The sequence below is a fragment of the Pseudomonas sp. fls2-241-TYG-175 genome, from assembly GCF_030209155.1.
Classification (GTDB): Bacteria; Pseudomonadota; Gammaproteobacteria; order Pseudomonadales; family Pseudomonadaceae; genus Aquipseudomonas; species Aquipseudomonas viridiflava.
This window is the reverse complement of record NZ_JARVSO010000025.1, coordinates 94,397-112,939: the sequence shown is the minus strand read 5'-3', so window position 1 is coordinate 112,939 and position 18,543 is coordinate 94,397. Positions and strand designations below refer to the sequence as shown.

Annotated in this window: 15 protein-coding genes and 1 pseudogene; 14 read left to right on the top strand and 2 right to left on the bottom strand. The window is 56.7% G+C overall.

From position 1 onward, the window contains the following. The first annotated feature begins 83 nt into the window (after nt 1-83). The 3 genes from QRN20_RS18370 (at nt 84) to QRN20_RS18360 (ending at nt 3,564) form a co-directional block, all read left to right on the top strand. Nucleotides 84-1,649, top strand: a complete 1,566-nt coding sequence (locus QRN20_RS18370; RefSeq protein WP_004880845.1) for a methyl-accepting chemotaxis protein — start codon at nt 84-86, stop codon at nt 1,647-1,649. Nucleotides 1,650-1,946: 297 nt separating this feature from the next. After that, nucleotides 1,947-2,612 (top strand): hypothetical protein, encoded by a 666-nt coding sequence (locus tag QRN20_RS18365; protein WP_043306624.1) that lies wholly within the window; start codon nt 1,947-1,949, stop codon nt 2,610-2,612. A gap of 424 nt (nt 2,613-3,036) precedes the next feature. After that, nucleotides 3,037-3,564 carry a hypothetical protein gene (locus QRN20_RS18360; protein ID WP_058430796.1) on the top strand — a complete coding sequence of 176 codons (528 nt, stop codon included), beginning with the start codon at nt 3,037-3,039 and terminating at the stop codon, nt 3,562-3,564. Between the two features lie 67 nt (nt 3,565-3,631). On the opposite strand, the pseudogene QRN20_RS18355 reads toward QRN20_RS18360, so the two are convergent. After that, nucleotides 3,632-5,188, bottom strand: a pseudogene (locus tag QRN20_RS18355) (autotransporter outer membrane beta-barrel domain-containing protein); the annotation flags it as partial. Between the two features lie 956 nt (nt 5,189-6,144). Between QRN20_RS18355 and QRN20_RS18350 the strand changes: the two are divergent. The 3 genes from QRN20_RS18350 to QRN20_RS18340 all read left to right on the top strand — a co-directional run bounded on the left by QRN20_RS18350 (nt 6,145) and on the right by QRN20_RS18340 (nt 11,540). Continuing rightward, complete coding sequence (locus QRN20_RS18350; RefSeq protein WP_285360933.1) at nt 6,145-7,983, top strand: hypothetical protein; 1,839 nt, start codon at nt 6,145-6,147, stop codon at nt 7,981-7,983. A gap of 50 nt (nt 7,984-8,033) precedes the next feature. Continuing rightward, entirely contained in the window at nt 8,034-10,979 is a 2,946-nt protein-coding gene (locus tag QRN20_RS18345; RefSeq protein WP_413817797.1) for an immunoglobulin-like domain-containing protein, read from the top strand. Nucleotides 10,980-11,081: 102 nt separating this feature from the next. Continuing rightward, complete coding sequence (locus QRN20_RS18340) at nt 11,082-11,540, top strand: hypothetical protein (protein ID WP_004880834.1); 459 nt, start codon at nt 11,082-11,084, stop codon at nt 11,538-11,540. Between the two features lies 1 nt (nt 11,541). On the opposite strand, the gene QRN20_RS18335 is transcribed toward QRN20_RS18340, so the two are convergent. Beyond that, nucleotides 11,542-12,222 carry an alpha/beta family hydrolase gene (locus QRN20_RS18335; protein ID WP_058430794.1) on the bottom strand — a complete coding sequence of 227 codons (681 nt, stop codon included), beginning with the start codon at nt 12,220-12,222 and terminating at the stop codon, nt 11,542-11,544. A 275-nt stretch (nt 12,223-12,497) separates the two neighbouring features. On the opposite strand from QRN20_RS18335, the gene ccoN reads away from it, so the two are divergent. The 8 genes from ccoN (at nt 12,498) to QRN20_RS18295 (ending at nt 18,542) form a co-directional block, all read left to right on the top strand. Next, nucleotides 12,498-13,940 carry a cytochrome-c oxidase, cbb3-type subunit I gene (gene ccoN / locus QRN20_RS18330; RefSeq protein WP_285360929.1) on the top strand — a complete coding sequence of 481 codons (1,443 nt, stop codon included), beginning with the start codon at nt 12,498-12,500 and terminating at the stop codon, nt 13,938-13,940. Then, nucleotides 13,940-14,548, top strand: coding sequence for a cytochrome-c oxidase, cbb3-type subunit II (gene ccoO / locus QRN20_RS18325; protein ID WP_257118745.1), 609 nt, complete (start codon nt 13,940-13,942; stop codon nt 14,546-14,548). Before ccoN ends, ccoO begins: the two co-directional genes overlap by 1 nt. A gap of 5 nt (nt 14,549-14,553) precedes the next feature. Beyond that, nucleotides 14,554-14,745 (top strand): cbb3-type cytochrome oxidase subunit 3, encoded by a 192-nt coding sequence (locus QRN20_RS18320; protein ID WP_122407849.1) that lies wholly within the window; start codon nt 14,554-14,556, stop codon nt 14,743-14,745. Continuing rightward, nucleotides 14,742-15,719 carry a cytochrome-c oxidase, cbb3-type subunit III gene (ccoP, locus tag QRN20_RS18315; RefSeq protein ID WP_058430792.1) on the top strand — a complete coding sequence of 326 codons (978 nt, stop codon included), beginning with the start codon at nt 14,742-14,744 and terminating at the stop codon, nt 15,717-15,719. Before QRN20_RS18320 ends, ccoP begins: the two co-directional genes overlap by 4 nt. 135 nt (nt 15,720-15,854) lie before the next feature. Beyond that, a complete protein-coding gene (locus QRN20_RS18310; RefSeq protein ID WP_122425567.1) occupies nt 15,855-16,100 on the top strand; it encodes a type II toxin-antitoxin system Phd/YefM family antitoxin in 246 nt (81 codons plus the stop codon). Further along, nucleotides 16,100-16,552, top strand: a complete 453-nt coding sequence (locus tag QRN20_RS18305) for a type II toxin-antitoxin system VapC family toxin (RefSeq protein ID WP_285360925.1) — start codon at nt 16,100-16,102, stop codon at nt 16,550-16,552. Before QRN20_RS18310 ends, QRN20_RS18305 begins: the two co-directional genes overlap by 1 nt. Before the next feature lie 24 nt (nt 16,553-16,576). Then, complete coding sequence (gene ccoG / locus QRN20_RS18300; protein WP_285360923.1) at nt 16,577-17,992, top strand: cytochrome c oxidase accessory protein CcoG; 1,416 nt, start codon at nt 16,577-16,579, stop codon at nt 17,990-17,992. A 10-nt stretch (nt 17,993-18,002) separates the two neighbouring features. Next, nucleotides 18,003-18,542: a FixH family protein gene (locus QRN20_RS18295; protein ID WP_096766725.1), complete on the top strand. Its 540-nt coding sequence runs from the start codon at nt 18,003-18,005 to the stop codon at nt 18,540-18,542. The last annotated feature ends 1 nt before the right edge of the window (nt 18,543 follow it).

Below are 18,543 nucleotides of genomic sequence, written 5' to 3'. Positions count from 1 at the left end.
CAGAAACTGCCAGTAATATTCAATTTTCGAGCTGACCGGTCGATAACACGCGAAAGTATTATTGATCGAAGGACCGAAATCCAATGCGCAATAACCAGCCCATCACTCAACGTGAGCGGACTTTTCCTGCCGAACAACGTCTGATTTCCACCACCGACACCCGCGGCACCATCACGTACTGCAACGAAGCCTTCGTGGACATCAGTGGGTACAGCCATGAAGAACTCGTCGGCGCGCCTCACAACACCGTCCGCCATCCTGACGTGCCGCCTGCCGTTTTCGAACACATGTGGACGACGCTCAAATCCGGTCAACCCTGGATGGGCATCGTCAAGAACCGCTGCAAAAACGGCGATCACTACTGGGTCAATGCCTACGTGACGCCGATGCTGGAAAACCGCCAGGTTGTGGGTTTCGAGTCGGTGCGCATCAAGCCGACCGCCGAGCAGATCCGTCGTGCCGAAGGGCTCTACGCGCGCCTGAACCAGGGCAAGAGCGCAGTGCCAGGGCGCGATAAATGGCTGCCGATGCTGCAGGACTGGCTGCCGTTCATCCTCGTCAGCCAGCTCGGTTTTCTGATCGGTGTATGGCTGAACTCGTCATGGGGCTTTGCCCTGGCCGCCGCGCTCTCGGTGCCGCTGGGCCTGCTGGGGCTGTCGTGGCAACAACGTGGCACCAAGCGCCTGCTGCGCCTGGCCGAACAGACCACCTCCGACCCGCTGATCGCGCAGATGTACACCGACAGTCGCGGTCCGCAGGCGCGTCTGGAGATGTCGATACTCAGCCAGGAGGCGCGCATGAAAACCTGCCTGACGCGCCTGCAGGACACCGCTGAACACCTGAACCATCAGGCACGTCAATCCAACTCGCTGGCCAACGCCAGCTCGACCGGGCTCGAGCGTCAGCGCGTGGAAACCGAACAGGTGGCCGCTGCGATCAATGAAATGGCGGCTACCACACAAGAGGTCGCCAGCCACGTGAACCGCGCCGCCGAGGCCACGCAACAGGCCAACGAACTGACCCGTCGCGGTCGCGATATTGCCGGCGAGACCCGCGAAGCCATTCAGCGTTTGTCGACATCGGTCGGCGAAACCGGCCTGACTGTGACGCAACTCGCCAAGGACAGCGATGAAATCGGCGGTGTGGTCGACGTGATCAAAGGCATCGCCGACCAGACCAACCTGCTGGCCCTCAACGCCGCCATCGAAGCCGCCCGCGCTGGAGAAATGGGCCGTGGGTTTGCCGTGGTCGCCGACGAAGTCCGGCAACTGGCGCAACGCACCGCCGAATCCACCGGACAGATCCATGGCCTGATCGCCAAACTGCAACAGACCGCGAACGACGCCGTCCAGACCATGAACACCGGGCATCGCCAGGCCGAAGAAGGCGTAGCCCGCGTACTGGAAGCCGATCAGGCGCTAGTGGGCATCAGCGAAGCGGTGGCCAACATCACCGACATGACCACCCAGATCGCCACAGCCACCGAAGAACAGAGTTCGGTGGCTGAAGAGATCAACCGCAATATCTCGACCATTGCCGGATTGGCCGACAAGACTTCGGATGAAGCGCATCGCTCTGCAGTATTGAGCGCGGAATTGACGGATACGGCGAATTCGCAATATTCGTTGGTGGAGCGGTTTAATCGGTAAGGGATAGTGTTTGGAAGAGCCTCGGCAGATTTGGGTTTGTCGGGGCTTTTTCTTTTCGGTCGGCACCTTATTAGGACACCTTTCTTACAATATAGTCTTTACACAAAGTAGGATTATTCTTTAATACCCTAACCACCTAAAAATCAAGCAATAGGTCATTGACAACAGAAACACACTCCGATTACGTGAAGACTCAATAAATGATCATTGAGCGTTGTCACTACGAGACCGAAAGCATCGTGTGATATCCCTTTTTTTCAGATCAGCAAAATCAATCACGCCCAAACGGAGCAACTCATGAATTCCATTAATATAAACCATGAATTTTCAGCCCCTATAATTCCTGTCTCCAGCCCGATCGACGGGCTAATCCCCACTGCAGGTCTAAATCAACCCGTCGCTGTAGAAATAGTGCTATGGGATGGCGTACGCGCTGGCTACAGCATCCAACTGAAGCTTAATGGTTTCAACGTTGGTGAAGTCAAAACCGTGTCGGATGTGAATCAACCTGGCGATACACTTCTCATGCACTTTGATGAGCATTACTTAATAGAAGCTGGGCTGTATCACGTAGGCTTTGAGGCAACGAATCCTGTCAATCAAGTCAGCGAGGATTCACCTGTTACTCGGCTGATCGTTGATCGCACTGCCCCCGGCGCAACCCTCCTCGCCCCAATCATCTTCCCGCAGATCAACTTCGGCGAAGTCCTGAAAGGCGCGATCCCTGGCTACGCGGACATGCAGTCCGGCGACCGCATCCAGACCTTGTGCAACGGCATCGAAGGCCCGGTTCACGTCGTTACAGCGCATGACCTGACCGACCGGCCCGTACAGATCGGTTTCGAACGTGATTTCCTGACAAGCCTCGACAGCGAGCATATTACGTTCAGTTACCAGATCACCGACCGGGCGGGCAACGTTTCGATCATGGCGCAACTCGTCGAACTGTCGATGCAGCGTTAAGCTTCAAACGTGCACCCATCCGAATGCATGAAACATAATCGTTCACGCGAACGCGTGAACGATTCTATTGAGAATCTTGAACGAAACATCCTACGCAAGAGTGGGATAAGGATGATTACAGAACTTTTTTATGATTTTCAGAAATGACTGTAGTAAACGTCCTACTTAACCTATGAACACCTGACCGCTCCAAAAAAAGCCAGACTTAGATTCAGCCCTTTAAATGCAGGCCCGAAAGCCTTGAATAAACATTTTAAACAGACACAATCTGTAACATCATAATCAAATACCCATTGCACATCTCGCCAGTGGCGAGTGACTTGATATTGACCGCAGATTGCCTTGTAATATTTTCCGCAATGAAAAACCACCGTTGCGAACACAACACCCCATAACAACTAAATAGATTAGGCAAGGGAACGCGATGAGCGAAGATGATTCGAAAACACCACCCCCGGATGAACGACCGAAAGAAGACGCAGCAGACGTGGTCGAAGAGCCGGCTGCTGCCTATGCAGAGAGTAAGCCTGCGGTTGCAGCGATGCCGCCGTCTGATATTTCAGACACCTTGAAACCGCCTCAACTGCCCCATGTCAATCCTGACGCCATCACTCAGGAACAGGTATTTGCGGGCATCGTTATCTACATACCCGGATGCGTGAAACTGTGCGAAGGCGATGTCATCTTCTTTTACTGGGGCAGGAATGTATCTTCGACGCAGGTCTATCACCGTGTCGGAGCGAACAGCATCGTGCGAGAGATGTGCCTGTCCTACCACTTCATGGCGGAGCCGCAGTACGGGCTTGTCGATCTTTATTATGAAATCCATCGGGAGAACCAACTGATCGGCACTTCACCAGCATTGAGGGTGACCGTCAACTACTCGCCCCCGCTGACACCCAAACAACGACAACGAAAGCGCTGGATCAGCCGCCGCTTCCCCGATAACTGACTGAAAAACCCCCGGTGAGCGATCACCGGGGGCTTTGGACTGGATGAAATCTGCTGCGCTCTAAGCGTTAAAACGCCAGGCGTAGACCCACATTGGCTCCCCAGGGTTGCTCGACATGCTTGCCTTTCATGTAATCGAAGTCCGCATGCACCTGCAGGCGCTCGGACAGCGACACCGACACACCGGCACCCAGTTCTGCCCGCGAGCCGAACAGACTGTTGTCGAACTTCGCGTCATTGACGCTCACGTCGTTGCTGCGCGAGAACTCCTGTGCCAACGCGACACGCACATAGGGCTGAAGCACGCCGCCGTCCTTGAGCGCGATGGTACGACCCGCAGAGGTGCCGACCTTGCCCAGCAGCGAGTGGGTACGGTCGTTCTTTGCCTTCAAGCCGTTGTCCATGCGGTAGTCCTTCCCTTCAACGACAACGCTGGACAACTGAGCGAACGGTTCCAGAAAGTAGTCGTCCTCCAGCTTGATGTGGCGACCGAACTCTACCCAACCACCCACTGCGGTGTTGCTGTAATCACCCTTGGCCTGGCTGGAATCGCTCATCGCCACCTTGGCCTTGTTGCGGAAGCGGTTGAGCTTGAGCACGCCATCCAGGTAGTAGCCATCGTCCGCCAGCCAGGTGCCGTAAGCGCCCGCATAGTAGCTGTCGATCTTGCCCGACGTGCCACGACTCAGGTCCAGATCGGACTTGCTGTAACCGCCCAGCACACCGAACAGCAACTGACCGTTGCTGACCTCGACCGGCGCATCCGCGCCGAGCGAAAGTCCGCTGATCTGCTGGCGATAGTCCACGCCGTCACCGGTCGTGGCATTGAGGCGACTGCCATAGGCGCGCATCCAGCTACCGCCCTGACCCGTGCCACGAATTTCTCCCATGCGCGTTCGCAGCGTCGAAAGCTCACCCATCCACACCGTTGGCGCGGCATTGAACAATGCCAATGCACTCTGAGTGGACGGACTGATCACCTTGTCCTCGCCCACGATGAACCAGTCATTGCCTTGCTGCTTCAACTGATAGGAAAAAGCACCCAGGTCCACTCGGCCGCCGAGCAGACTGAACTGCGCGTCGCCGCCCTCGGTGTGGACCACCTTCAGCGGCTCCATGTCGGAAGAAACGACCTCCAATCCGGTATTACGCACCCGCAACCCGAACTGCCCGCTGGCCTGACCGTTGACATCGATCAGGTCGCCGACGCCTTGGTCCAGATCCACCCGCATGCCAAAGCTGCCCTGCCCCGACAGCTCATTCAGCGACAAGGTATGAAATCCCTCTTCAGCGAAATTCACACTACCGTGATCCAAGGACAGCGACCTGATGGCGTTATCCCCCGCCATCTGCCAGTTGCCTCCGGACTTCACAGCCAGGGTGTTGCCATTGATGATATCGCCGGTGAGGCTCGCGTTGTTTTGCAACGTCACGTTCAGGGTACTGGTGTCATCGGCGAAGAGATTGCCAAGAAGGACGCTATCGTCCACGGTGAAATTGGAAGTACTGCGGTGAAGGCTTTCGAGAAGATTTCCATTGCCGGAAAGCATTACCGAATCATTGTTTATTTCTATATCCGCCAGATGAGTGAGCCCTTGTCGTCCCTCGACTTTAATCGTCGCGCCCTCCCGCGACTCAAGCACGGAGTGATCCACTTCCAGGCGACCCTCAAGAAATGTTCCGCCTCCCAGAGTAAAGGTGTGGGTCATGTACGCTGCGTTCATATCGCCTGTCACGTCGCTGTTATGGACATGGGCATCGCCACCAAAAACTCCAATGCCCCAGCCCGATCCCTTACTTTTCGTCCCGGTCAGTGAAGAGTCTTCTACCGAAACCGTACTGACGATGACACTCAGCCCCATCCCTGCGAGAGCCGTTGTATTTTTGATACTGGCGTCTTCAACCCGATCAAGGATGATTATGTTTTCGGTCCTTGTATCCGCCATCTCCAGCTTACCTTGGTAAAGGCGCAAGAAGTTCTTGATCACCGTTCCCGGCTTTAAAATAATTGTTGAGTTTTCCGCGGTGATTTGCCCCAGCGTTGCCCCTTCCGATACAAGCTTCGAATGGTTTGACACTTCATAATAGCGCTGGGGATCTACTCCTTGGACATAGCTCGTCTGACCAGCATCCACACGAATAACGGTAGGGCCCGTATCTGCATGGCGCTGCCCCTCCGAGGAACCGTCAGCAGAAACCCATTGGGTCATGGCCATCCAAACCAAGCTTGCCGAAATACCAATTCTTGCCAGATCACTTTTCACAATAAACAGCTCCAGACATTAGACACGCTGGAAGATTACAAACAAAAAAACGCCACGAACCTAACGTCAAGATCAAAACGCCGTAGTACATCTCTCAATTTTAATTCGAAACTTCCTACAGAGCCATTTCAAAAAATCAATAAAACCTGTCGATAATAATCTTTTTACAAAAACATAAAAAACACTATTGACCCCGACCGAAAAACCCTATTACGTCAGTAACCAGATAGGAAATCAACTCCGTCTATTGGCGGTACGTTTAACCGTCGCTCACTATTCATAACACGTGTAACGATCACTTAATCGGAGAGTTCCCCATGCATCAATCCACATTACGCTACGTTGCTAAAAGACCCATCAAACAGGAACCGATCGATCTGCTGGCACCTGCTGTACCGGTGGCCGACCCCGTCGATGGCCTTATTAAAACAGACGACCTGATCTCAGACATTGCCGTGGAGTTTCCCATTTGGGACGCGCCGGCGTTGGGAGATAAGTATCACTTGAGACTGAACGGAAAATCAGTTGGCATTGAAGAGACGCTATCCACCCTTCCAACACCCGGCACCACATTGACGCTCGCTATACCGGTTGATGGTGAACTTAAAGCGGATGGCACCTATCAGGTCGAATACGGGTTAACAACCTTCCCAGGTTCAGAATATATCGTCTCACCCGCTGTCATGATCATTGTGGACAGGACGCCGGCAGGTACCCATCAGCTGGGTTACATGGATTTCCCTGACGAGGCCAAAGATGGCCTCACCCTTGAAGAATTGAGTCTGATGGGCGATGCCCTTCCAAGCCGCATTTTTGGGTATTCCGGTTTGAAACGGGGTGACCTTATCAAAACATATTGGGGCGCAGCACCAGGACCCGAAGTTGAATTGAAAGGTGATGAAGACGAAGAGCAACCCATTGAAATACAGTTTTCAAAAGATTTTCTCCTAAGTCTGCCAAACCCTGCTGGTGCTACCTATTACACCGTGACTGACCGGGCAGGCAATGTTTCTGCGGATTCCAGAAAAGTCACTATACCTCTGTTTCTAACGGAAGTCGTTCCCGGTCTCCCGGCTCCAGTCATCGAGAATTTTGACGGACTTGTTGATTATCTGGACGCACAAGCGGGCGTCACCGTTCAAATTCCCGGATCCAGCACCGTTGTCGACGGTGATCAGATACTTCTCTACTGGGGCGCAGAAAAACTGGGGCCTGAGCCTGTGGCGGCAGAAGACGTGGGTGAGCCATTCGTCCTCTTCTTCGACGTGCTGTTACCAACCATCGAATCGGCACAAAATGGCACACGTCAACTCAAGTATGAAGTTATCCGAAATGGGCACGTCGCGGGCGTGTCTGAAAACCTGACAATCGATGTCAATATCGAACGGCCTGTCCCAGGCACCCCGAACAAGCCCACGGTTCGAGGCAGCAGCAGCACGCCCAGCAATGAAGATAACTTTATTGATGAAAACGATTTCGAACTGAACGCCACGATCCTTATTGACTGGAACACCGACTTTAAAGCATCGCAAATCATTACTGTATTCTGGGGTGACCAGGAAGTTCTCGACCAGCCTTATACCATTACCAACACCGATGCAGTGACAGGCCGCCCATTGCTACTGACAGCGCTCAGCAGCAAGTTCAAACCCGTCGGCACCGGTGACGATATCAACGTTTATTACACAGTGACCACCACAGGAAATCCGAACATGTCTATTTCTGCAAACCAACGCATTGTTGTTCGTTCAAAAGACGAACTCCCGGGTGGACCTCAAGGTCCGGACGCGCCCGTATTTACCGCACTTAACTCTAACGGTGCGATCAACGCAACCAATGGCGCCAATGGCGCCCCGGTATATATAAAGCCTTATACCAACATCGCACCTGGCCAGACCATCACTTTTGTTTACGAAGGGTATGACCGTCTCGTCGGAGGCACCAAAGTCACTGACTGGACATTCCTTTCAGCTCCCCTCACCCAATCCGAGGTTGATAACGGCTACCACCTGACGGTGCCCCGCGAAAAGTTGGATGAACACTATTACGGTCACGTCGAGGCGAGCTTTCAAGTCAAAGGCGATAAAGGCCAAGGCAACTCCAAGCGTGGCGGCGCCTTGATTGACATGCGTACTGGCCGACCAGGCTCTTATTGAAACATTCAAAGGCGGAGTTCGCTCCGCCTACTTTTAACCGAGGACATAGAATGAATACTTCCAGCGCTTTCAAATCGCTTCCAGGCCCTCTCGTGCTCAGCCACGACGTTCAAGGTGTAGGTAGTGTTGACGTCGCCGACCCGTCCAGGCCACTTGAAGTTATTGTTGGCCCCATCGAGATGAGCCAACGCGATCGCATCGATCTTTTCTGGGGAGCCAATGACGATATCATCGATAGTTACACTCACTCTCCCGACGCGGCCAACACCAATGGTCTGTTTTCACTTTATGTAAACACCCGCTGGATCAAGTCTGGACTCACCGATGTCAGGTACACCTACACGCGCTTTCCTTCGGAAATTCAGGAACACTCCCCCATCCAAAAGGTGATCGTAAAACTGGACCTGCCCGGCGGCCGTGACCCCGATCCCGCTACGCCGTACGAAAACGAAAAGCTGCAACTTCCAGTAATCAGCCCGACAGGCATCATTACTACGCCGGAGAACGTATCGGTCACCGTTCAGCCTTACGAGAACATGACCGCAGGTGATGTGATTGCCGTCTACTGGCACGGTGTTGAAGTTGAATGCCCACCCTTGACCGACGCTCAGCTCGGCAAACCGGTTGTCGTCGACATGGGTGACGAAGTCATTATTGAAGCAGGCGACTCTGAAAACATCGTCGTGCGCTACGAGATTCGGGATGTCGTCAATAACTGGTCGCGCTTCTCACTGCCGACCTACACAGAGGTAGAAATCGGCCTCTCTAGCCTGCCTGCCCCAATTGCTCCGCAAGCTCCCAACATGGAGCTGGATCTGGACAAACTGGGCGGCGGTGATGTGCAGGCACTGGTGCTTTCCAACGCGAACATCGTCATTGGCGACACCATTGAGTTCATCGTGGAGCGCAGTACTGCAGAAGGCATTGCTCTGGAACCGTATTCCGCTTCCAAAGTGGTGCAGGTACCTGGCAGTTTTGTCGAGTTCCTGATTGCCAACGACCAGTTTCAGCCCATCGCACAGGGCCGTGCCCGCCTCAAGTACAACGTCACCAAGGCATCGGGTGATGTGCTGCGCTCCAAAAGCCTGCCTCTGACGATCCTCGGCGAAGCTCAACAGCTTGAGCCGCCGCGTGTGCCTGCGGCAGTCAATGGATTGCTTGACCCCAAGCAGCGCAACGTCATCGCCGAAGTGCCACCCTATCACTTCATGGCGGACGGTAACGACGTCACGCTCGTGCTGATGGGGCGCACGCCAGGTGGCGAAACCGTAATGCATGACGAGGTCAAAAACCTCAATCAGGATGATGTCGAAAAAACGCTCGAATTTCTGATTCCGGACGACAAGGTCAGTGCATTGGCCGGTGGTTCGCTGGAGGTCTATTACACCGTCAAGACCTACACAAAAGCATTCTTCAAATCGCCTGTGCTGCAACTGTTGGTAGACATCGATAACACCACACCATTGCCAGCACCGGTTGTTGATAAGGTCGACGCCGACGGGTTTCTCGATCCGGCCGATATTGTGCTTGAAGCGTTGCTGCGTGTAATGCCCTATCAGGGAATGGCAGAAGGCGACAAAGTCACCGCGCACTGGGACTCGAGTGCTGTCGGCGGAACGTACAGCACCTATACCGTGATCAATAGCGGCATGATCAATCGCGAGGCTGTCTTCCGGGTTCCCAAACGCTACGTGGACGCCAGCATCGGCAGAACAGTAGAGGCATGGTACGAAGTGCAGCGAGGTACCAGGGTCGCCCTGTCGAACAAGCTGTTGATCAACGTTCGAGAGATGATCGTCCCTGCGACGCCCACCCCCACCGTAAAACAAGCCAACGGCGACACCCTCGACCCAACCAACGCCCCGAATGGTGCAACCGTTGTCATCGACGCCAGCGCAAGCTTCAAGGCCGGTGATCGAGTCACGGTTCAGTGGAAAGGTCCGAAAGGCAGCGACACGAAGGAAAAAACCCTCATCGACAGCGAGGCTGGTCAGCCGCTGGAAACCGTCTTCGCCCCTGCGCTGGTGGTCGCCAATGCCGGCCAGAACGTTGAAGTGGTTTATACCGTCAACCGCGCCAATGGCCTGGTGCAGACGTCCGCGACGCTGACCTTGAAGGTTCTCGCCGGCCTGACGAAGCTTCCCGCACCGCGCATGGACACGGTCGGTCACGATGGCGTGGTCAAGCCGTCGTTGATTCCTGAATCCGGGGCGACGGTGCGGGTGAGTTACCCGGGCATGAGCGGCGAGGACAGTGTGGTGCTCAACTGGCGCGGTCTTTCCAGTCATGACACGCCGGCCAAACCTGCGACGGGCAATGAGCTGCTGTTCAACGTACCCAAGGCATGGATCATCGCTTCGCAAGGTAACTCTGTCAGTGTCACCTATACCGTGACACGTGACAGCGTTTCCAAGGGTTCAGTCCCATTGTGGCTCACGGTGGAAAAGGAGCTGGTGTTCGATACCTCGCCCGTCACGCTGGCGGGCAAGGTTTATCTGATTCCGAGCGTGCCGGATCTGCTGCCTTCGCTTCCCGCTGGCACCAGCGTCAGGCGACAGGCTTCGGGTGGTCAGGCTCCTTACCATTACACGTCGAGCAATCCGCTGGTGGCAAAAGTGGACGGTAATGGTCTGACCACCGTGCGCGGCAACGGCACGGCAACCATTTCGGTCACCGATGCGTCAGGGGCCAGCAAGCGTTATCAAGTGACCGTCACCAAGGTCATTCATTGCCTGGGGCTGGGCAGCGGCAGTCTGTCGCAGATGAGCAGCGCAGCCTCGGCCAAGGGCGGCAGAATTCCGTCGATCAACGAGTTGAAGGAAATCTACGCCACCTACGGCAACCGCTGGCCGCTAGGCAAAGGCAACTACTGGTCGTCGACCGTCGCGGCGGTAAACCTTGTGGGCTGGAAATGGTACTACGTGAAAAATCTGGTCACAGGCGCAGACTTCAAATTGCTGCACCACAATGCCAGTCTTGGCGTCGCCATTCGCTAAGCGATTGCTGAAGCGTTAGCCAGGGCGTTACGTGAACAACGTAGCGCCCTCTTTCATGTATGCACATCAGGCGTACAGCCCTCCCGCTTCAAGAGCCCGACCATGCGCCACACTGCCACGCCCACTCGCCGCTTTGTCCGCCCTCCTTCCAGCGAAGGCACTTTTGACGCCCGCGTCAACCAGAAACCTTTCGTCCTGACCTCACTGCTGGGGCGACTGACGCAGCGCCCGGAACTGTCCCACGCGCCTGATCACTGGATCTGGAAAGTGATTGCCGACGGCAAGGTCGGCAACAAACGCACCAGCATCGGACTTTTCTTCGATCATGACCTGCGTCCCGGAACGCACAACCTGATCGGCCACGACCGAATCAAGGTCATCTATAACGAAACGCCCCATTGGCAGAGCGTGATCTACCACTCGGGGCATTTTCAGGCAGGTGTACTGAAACTGATCGAAGCCAACCCGCGCACGATGCGTTTGAGAGGCGAATTCAGTTTCAGCATGTCGGCTGTGGCATTCGAGGTCACCGAGGGTGCCTTCGAAGTGCTGTGCAAATGACTCATTCGCGAAGAAATACGGCAATGTTCTCTGCCGAATCCATCAGGCATTGATCATGAGTGACGCCTGCAGCCTTCAACGGCTTGAGGTCATGATTGGCCGTCGGCAGCCAGTGCAGGCGTATCGTGCCTGACAGCACGTATTGCTCGACCGCCTCGCGATTACCCAGCGCATCACGCTCGCCCTGCACGATCAGCGTCCGCGTACGCAGATCAGCCAGGTGTGCAGTCCGCGGTTTTTCCGGCTTGCCCACCGCATAGAAGGGATAGCCCAGACACACCAGCGCATCGACGCTCAATTCGTCGGCAATCAGGCTCGCCATCCTGCCCCCCATGGATTTGCCCCCAATCGCCAGCCGTCCCGTGACACAGGGTCGCAGCTGTGCATAAACCTCACGCCAACAGTCGAGCAGTTGGCCTTGCTGATTGGGCGGACGCTTGCTCCCACCCTGGCGTCGCTGGGCCATATACGGGAACTCGAAGCGCATGACATCCACACCTTGCCTGCCAAGAAACCCCGCGATGCTGTTCATGAAATCGCTGTCCATCGGCGCACCGGCACCATGCGCCAGCAACAGCGTGACAGGCTCCTGCCCGGCCTCGCGCTGACCTGCCGTCCATAGCCAGCCGTTATCCTGCGCCAGACGCGTGCACTGATGTTCGACCTGTGTCCCGGTACTCATGGGTACTTCTCTTCTATGAGGTATAAGTCAAAAAACGGACTATACCCGTGACCGATCGGCAACCGCACCTCGATGCCACGCCAGATGAGTGCGTCGGCTTCCCACGTGTGCCTTTCAAAGTTAAGCTTGCCGACCAGAGACCTGTCGCAGACACCTTGTGCCAGAGCGCTTTGCCGATCTCCACTTGCCCCGCCTTTTCGGTGTGTTCCGGCGATGTCGCGCCTCGCCAGAGCCCACTTATGCCTCGCAAAAATCTGAATTCTGGAAGTCTGTAAATGAGCGCAGCAATCAGCCCGACGGCTTACAACTACACCGTGGTTCGCCAGTTCGCCATCATGACCGTGGTCTGGGGCATTGTCGGCATGGCACTGGGTGTTTTCATTGCCTCGCAACTGGTCTGGCCCGAGCTGAACTTCGGTCTGGAGTGGACAACGTTCGGTCGCTTGCGTCCGCTGCACACCAATCTGGTGATCTTTGCCTTCGGCGGCTGCGCGCTGTTCGGCACATCCTATTACGTGGTCCAGCGCACCTGCCAAACCCGGCTGATCTCAGATCGGCTTGCGGCCTTTACCTTCTGGGGCTGGCAGGCCGTTATCGTCAGCGCCATCGTCTCGCTACCGATGGGCTACACCACCACCAAGGAGTACGCAGAACTGGAGTGGCCCATCGCAATCCTGCTGGCCATTGTGTGGATCGCCTATGGTGCGGTGTTCTTCGGCACCATCATGCGACGCAAGACCCGGCATATCTACGTCGCCAACTGGTTCTACGGCGCATTCATCGTGGTGACCGGCATGTTGCACGTGGTCAATCACATTGCCCTGCCGGTCAGCCTGTTCAAATCCTATTCGGCCTACGCGGGCGCTACCGATGCGATGATCCAATGGTGGTACGGGCACAACGCTGTGGGCTTTTTCCTGACCACAGGCTTTCTCGGGATGATGTACTACTTCGTGCCCAAGCAGGCCGAACGCCCGATCTACTCGTATCGCCTGTCCATCGTGCATTTCTGGGCATTGATCACGCTGTACATCTGGGCCGGCCCGCACCACCTGCATTACACCGCCTTGCCCGACTGGGCACAGTCGCTAGGCATGGTCATGTCGATCATCCTGCTGGCGCCGAGCTGGGGCGGCATGATCAACGGCATGATGACCCTGTCCGGGGCCTGGCATAAGTTGCGCACCGATCCGATCCTGCGCTTTCTGGTGGTCTCGCTGGCGTTCTACGGCATGTCGACGTTCGAAGGGCCGATGATGGCGATCAAGACGGTCAACTCGCTGTCGCACTACACCGACTGGACCATCGGCCATGTGCACTCCGGCGCACTGGGCTGGGTGGCAATGATCACCATCGGCGCAACCTACCACATGATCCCCAGGGTGTTCGGCCGCCCGCAGATGCACAGCATCGGCCTGATCAATGCACATTTCTGGCTGGCAACCATCGGCACCGTGTTGTACATCACCTCGATGTGGGTCAACGGCATCACGCAAGGCCTGATGTGGCGCGCAATCAACACCGACGGCACGCTCACCTACTCCTTCGTTGAAGCCATGCAGGCCAGCCATCCCGGCTACGTGGTGCGGTTTATCGGCGGTGCGATTTTCACCAGTGGCATGTTGTTGATGGCGTGGAACGTATGGCGCACGGTGCGCGCTTCCAGCCCTGAAGAAGCAGCGGCAGCGGCCCGTATCACCGTCGTGGGGGCGCACTGATGAAGCATGAAGTGCTGGAAAAGAACATCGGTCTGCTGGCCTTGTTCATGGTCATTGCCGTCAGCATCGGTGGCCTGACGCAGATCGTGCCGCTGTTCTTTCAGGACGTGACCAATCAACCCATCGAGGGCATGAAGCCGCGCACGGCGCTGGAGGTGGAAGGCCGCGACGTCTATATCGCCAACGGCTGTGTGGGTTGCCATTCGCAGATGATTCGCCCTTTCCGGGCTGAAACCGAGCGTTACGGTCATTATTCGGTCGCAGGCGAAAGCGTCTGGGATCACCCGTTCCTGTGGGGCTCGAAACGCACCGGGCCGGATCTGGCAAGAGTCGGCGGTCGCTACTCGGACGACTGGCACCGCGCGCACCTGTACAACCCGCGCGACGTGGTACCTGAATCGAAAATGCCTGCCTACCCGTTTCTGGTCGAAAAGGTCCTCGACGGCAAGGACACCACGAAAAAGCTCGAAGTGCTGCGCACGCTGGGCACGCCTTACACCGATGCCGATATCGCCGGTGCTGCGGCGGCCGTGCAAGGCAAGACCGAGATGGACGCGCTGGTCGCGTACCTGCAAGGCCTCGGCACCCTCATCAAGAGCAAACGGTGAACATGATGGACATCGGAATGATTCGAGGCCTTGGCACGCTGGTGGTGATGGTGGCGTTCATCGGCCTGACGCTGTGGGTGTTCAGCCCGAAGCGCAAGGCCGAGTTCGATGACGCAACCCTGCTGCCGTTCGCCGATGATCCTGAAGCCATCAGCAAGGTCACGCGGCCCACAACGTCCCGGAGCGATGCGCCATGAGTACGTTCTGGAGCCTGTATGTCTCGGTCCTGACGCTGGGCACGCTGGTCGCTCTGGTCTGGCTGCTGATGGCGACCCGCAAGGGCGAGCGCAAGGATCAGACCGACGAAACCATGGGTCACTCCTTTGACGGCATCGAGGAATACGACAACCCTCTGCCCAACTGGTGGTTCAAGCTGTTCATCGGCACCATCGTGTTTGCCGTGGGCTATCTGGTGCTGTATCCGGGCCTGGGCAACTGGCAAGGCCTGCTGCCTGGCTACACCTATCTGAACAAGGACAAACAACTGCAATTTGCCGACGGCAAGCAAGGCTGGACTGGCGTTCACGAATGGGAAAAGGAAGTGGCGCGTGCCGAAGCCCAGTACGGCCCGCTGTTTGCAAAATATGCCGCGATGCCCATCGAGGAAGTCGCCAAGGATCAAAAAGCGCTGGGCATGGGCGCGCGGCTGTTTGCGTCCAATTGCTCGGTCTGCCACGGTTCGGACGCCAAGGGGGCCTATGGTTTTCCGAACCTGACGGACGACAACTGGCGCTGGGGCGGCGACCCGCAGTCGATCAAAACCTCAATCCTGAACGGCCGTCGTGCGGTCATGCCCGCCTGGGGCGAAGTGCTGGGTGAGCAAGGCGTGCGTGACGTTTCGGCTTACGTCATGACGCTCATGGACGGTCGAAACCTGCCCGAAGGCGCGAAGGCCGACCCGGTTGCCGGGCAGAAGATCTACGCAACCAGTTGCATCGCCTGCCACGGTGCCGAAGGCAAAGGTCTGGCGATTCTCGGTGCGCCGGATTTGACTCATCCAGCGGGCTTCATTTACGGATCGGGCTTTGCTCAGCTTCAACAGACGATCCGTTATGGTCGTCAGGGACAGATGCCCGCGCAACAGGCGACTCAGGGTGATGACCGGGTGCATATATTGGCGGCGTACGTGTACAGCCTGTCGCGTCGGGAAAAGCCGGCTCAAGCAGAGTGATCCAGCAGCATGGCCACGCAGCGGCCGTCTATAGACAGTATCGCGGCTCATTCTGAAAAGACCCCAGGCTTGTAGTTACATTTCTACATGGCTAGACTTCGTTTCTTTGCACTGTCTGTTCCAAGGAGGTCGCCCATGACAACTACCCTCTCGAGCCGGGAATTCAATCAGGACACCAGCGGCGCCAAAAAGGCTGCCAAAGAAGGTCCGGTCATCATCACCGACCGGGGCCGCCCAGCCCATGTTCTGCTTTCAATCGAAGATTATCTGAAGCTGACAGGCAGCGCGGTCAGCATTGCCGACCTGCTCGCGATGCCTGGAGACATTGAATTCGAACCACAACGGGCTTCTATCACACCCCGTCCGGTGGACCTCTCCTGATGTTTCTGCTCGACACCAACGTCGTCTCCGAACTCAGAAAACGCAGCCCGGACGCCAACGTGCTCAGATGGTCCCGGTCACACATGGCGTCCAGCCTGTTCATTTCATCCATCACCCTTCTTGAGCTGGAAACAGGCGTCCTGCGTGTCGAACGACGTGATCCGATTCAGGGCGCAGCGCTCAGAACCTGGTTGGAACATCACGTTCTGAAAGCTTTCGCCGGGCGCATTCTGGCGGTCGACACTACCGTTGCCAAACGGTGCGCACACCTTCATATTCCCGCCCCACGCAGCGAATGCGATGCCTTGATTGCGGCCACCGCACTGGTTCACGGCATGACCGTGGTCACGCGCAACACGGCGGATTTCCAGCCCTGCAATGTCGCACTGTTGAATCCGTGGATCAGCCAGTTGAACGAGGAGCCTGCAAGCGACTCGACAGCGGCCCGATGAATACCCTCGCCGCAGGACCGCGCCATGAGTGAGCGGATCCCGCTACACAACATCACACCACCGACCGGGAGCGAAGACGCGTTCGTCGACCTGTACGCCTCGCGGAAAAACATCTATACCCGTGCGTTCAAGGGTGTCTATCGCAACCTGCGCATGACCACCGGCGTGGTGTTGCTGCTGATCTACTTCGGCGCGGTCTGGCTCAATCGCGACGGTCATCAGGCCATCTGGTGGGACCTGCCTGAGCGCCGGTTCTACATTTTCGGCGCAACCTTCTGGCCACAGGATTTCATCCTGCTTTCAGGTCTGTTGATCGTTGCGGCGTTCGGCCTGTTCTTCGTGACGGTTTACGCAGGACGCGTGTGGTGCGGTTATACCTGCCCGCAAAGCGTCTGGACCTGGATCTTCATGTGGTGCGAAAAACTCACCGAAGGCGACCGCAACCAGCGCATCAGACTCGACAGCTCACCGATGTCCATTGGAAAACTGGCGCGCAAGCTGGCCAAACACAGCCTGTGGTTGCTGATCAGTTTTGTTACCGGCCTGACCTTCGTCGGCTATTTTTCACCGATCCGCCAACTGATCACGGACCTGTTCACCGGGCAGGCCGATGGCTGGGCGTATTTCTGGGTCGGGTTCTTCACCCTGGCGACCTACGCCAACGCGGGCTGGCTGCGCGAACAGGTGTGCATTTACATGTGCCCCTACGCGCGATTCCAGAGCGTGATGTTCGACAAAGACACCCTGATCGTCTCCTACGACCCGCAACGCGGTGAACCACGTGGGGCAAGGAAAAAAGAGGCTGATCATCAGGCGCAAGGTCTGGGTGATTGCATCGACTGCACGATGTGCGTGCAGGTCTGCCCGACCGGCATCGACATTCGCGACGGCTTGCAGGTCGAGTGTATCGGCTGCGCAGCCTGTATCGATGCCTGCAACACGGTCATGGACAGAATGGCCTACCCGCGCGGGCTGATCAGCTACACCACCGAGAACAGATTGTCAGGGCACACAACGCGTACACTGCGCCCGCGTCTGATCGGCTATGCGCTGGTGTTGCTGCTGATGATCGGGTTGCTGACCAGCGCCTTCCTGACCCGCTCTCTGGTAGGGCTGGATGTCAGCAAGGACCGCATGCTGTACCGGGAAAACGCTGAGGGGCGGATCGAAAACGTCTACAGCCTCAAGGTCATGAACAAGGATCAGGTCGCCCATACCTATGCATTGGAAGCCCATGGGCTGCCTGATCTGGAATGGCAGGGGCGTCGTGAAATAACGGTCGAAGCAGGCGAGATTCTCAGCACGCCTGTGCAGCTGTCCAGCGCTGCAGAGGCTCTGCCAACGAGCACGCAGGACATCACGTTCATCCTCAGGGATGTGCATGACGACGAGATTCGCCTCGAAACCAGAAGCCGGTTCATCGGCCCGTCCATCCGCTAAGAGCATCGCCATGCCCGCCGCAACCGCTGCAAGCCCTTGGTACAGGCACCTCTGGCCCTGGATCATCATTGCCATGCTGGGTGGCTCGGTCGTGCTCAGCCTGACCATGGCGGGCATCGCCATCAATCACCCGGACAATCTGGTCACCGACAACTATTACGAAGCGGGCAAAGGCATCAATCGCTCAATCAATCGCGAGATGCTCGCCCAGACCCTCAAGCTGCGCGCCAGCTTCCATCTGGACGACGTGACCGGCGAAGCCGAACTGCGCCTGAGCGGCAACAGCAATCCCGAACGGCTTGAATTGAACCTGATATCACCCACTCAGCCGGACAGGGATCGCCGTGTATTTCTGACCCGCAGCCCTTCGCAGGCAGGTCGCTATGTCGGGCAACTTCAGGACCGGGTCGAAGGCCGTCGCTTCGTCGAACTGCTGGGCAGCGAAGGCGGCCAGACCTGGCGTCTGTTCGAGGAGGAATGGCTGGGCCATGACCGCACACTGACGCTGGGCGACGAGCCGCTGCAGGCGGCTCAAGGCCGCAAGGACTGAC

Coding starts and splice junctions, on each gene's coding strand:
- QRN20_RS18345 (WP_413817797.1), top strand. CDS start 8,034: ATGAATACTTCCAGCGCTTTCAAATCGCTTCCAGGCCCTCTCGTGCTC.
- QRN20_RS18320 (WP_122407849.1), top strand. CDS start 14,554: ATGGACATCGGAATGATTCGAGGCCTTGGCACGCTGGTGGTGATGGTG.
- QRN20_RS18335 (WP_058430794.1), bottom strand. CDS start 12,222: ATGAGTACCGGGACACAGGTCGAACATCAGTGCACGCGTCTGGCGCAG.
- QRN20_RS18360 (WP_058430796.1), top strand. CDS start 3,037: ATGAGCGAAGATGATTCGAAAACACCACCCCCGGATGAACGACCGAAA.
- QRN20_RS18365 (WP_043306624.1), top strand. CDS start 1,947: ATGAATTCCATTAATATAAACCATGAATTTTCAGCCCCTATAATTCCT.
- QRN20_RS18340 (WP_004880834.1), top strand. CDS start 11,082: ATGCGCCACACTGCCACGCCCACTCGCCGCTTTGTCCGCCCTCCTTCC.
- QRN20_RS18305 (WP_285360925.1), top strand. CDS start 16,100: ATGTTTCTGCTCGACACCAACGTCGTCTCCGAACTCAGAAAACGCAGC.
- QRN20_RS18295 (WP_096766725.1), top strand. CDS start 18,003: ATGCCCGCCGCAACCGCTGCAAGCCCTTGGTACAGGCACCTCTGGCCC.
- QRN20_RS18310 (WP_122425567.1), top strand. CDS start 15,855: ATGACAACTACCCTCTCGAGCCGGGAATTCAATCAGGACACCAGCGGC.
- ccoN (WP_285360929.1), top strand. CDS start 12,498: ATGAGCGCAGCAATCAGCCCGACGGCTTACAACTACACCGTGGTTCGC.
- ccoO (WP_257118745.1), top strand. CDS start 13,940: ATGAAGCATGAAGTGCTGGAAAAGAACATCGGTCTGCTGGCCTTGTTC.
- ccoG (WP_285360923.1), top strand. CDS start 16,577: ATGAGTGAGCGGATCCCGCTACACAACATCACACCACCGACCGGGAGC.
- ccoP (WP_058430792.1), top strand. CDS start 14,742: ATGAGTACGTTCTGGAGCCTGTATGTCTCGGTCCTGACGCTGGGCACG.
- QRN20_RS18350 (WP_285360933.1), top strand. CDS start 6,145: ATGCATCAATCCACATTACGCTACGTTGCTAAAAGACCCATCAAACAG.
- QRN20_RS18370 (WP_004880845.1), top strand. CDS start 84: ATGCGCAATAACCAGCCCATCACTCAACGTGAGCGGACTTTTCCTGCC.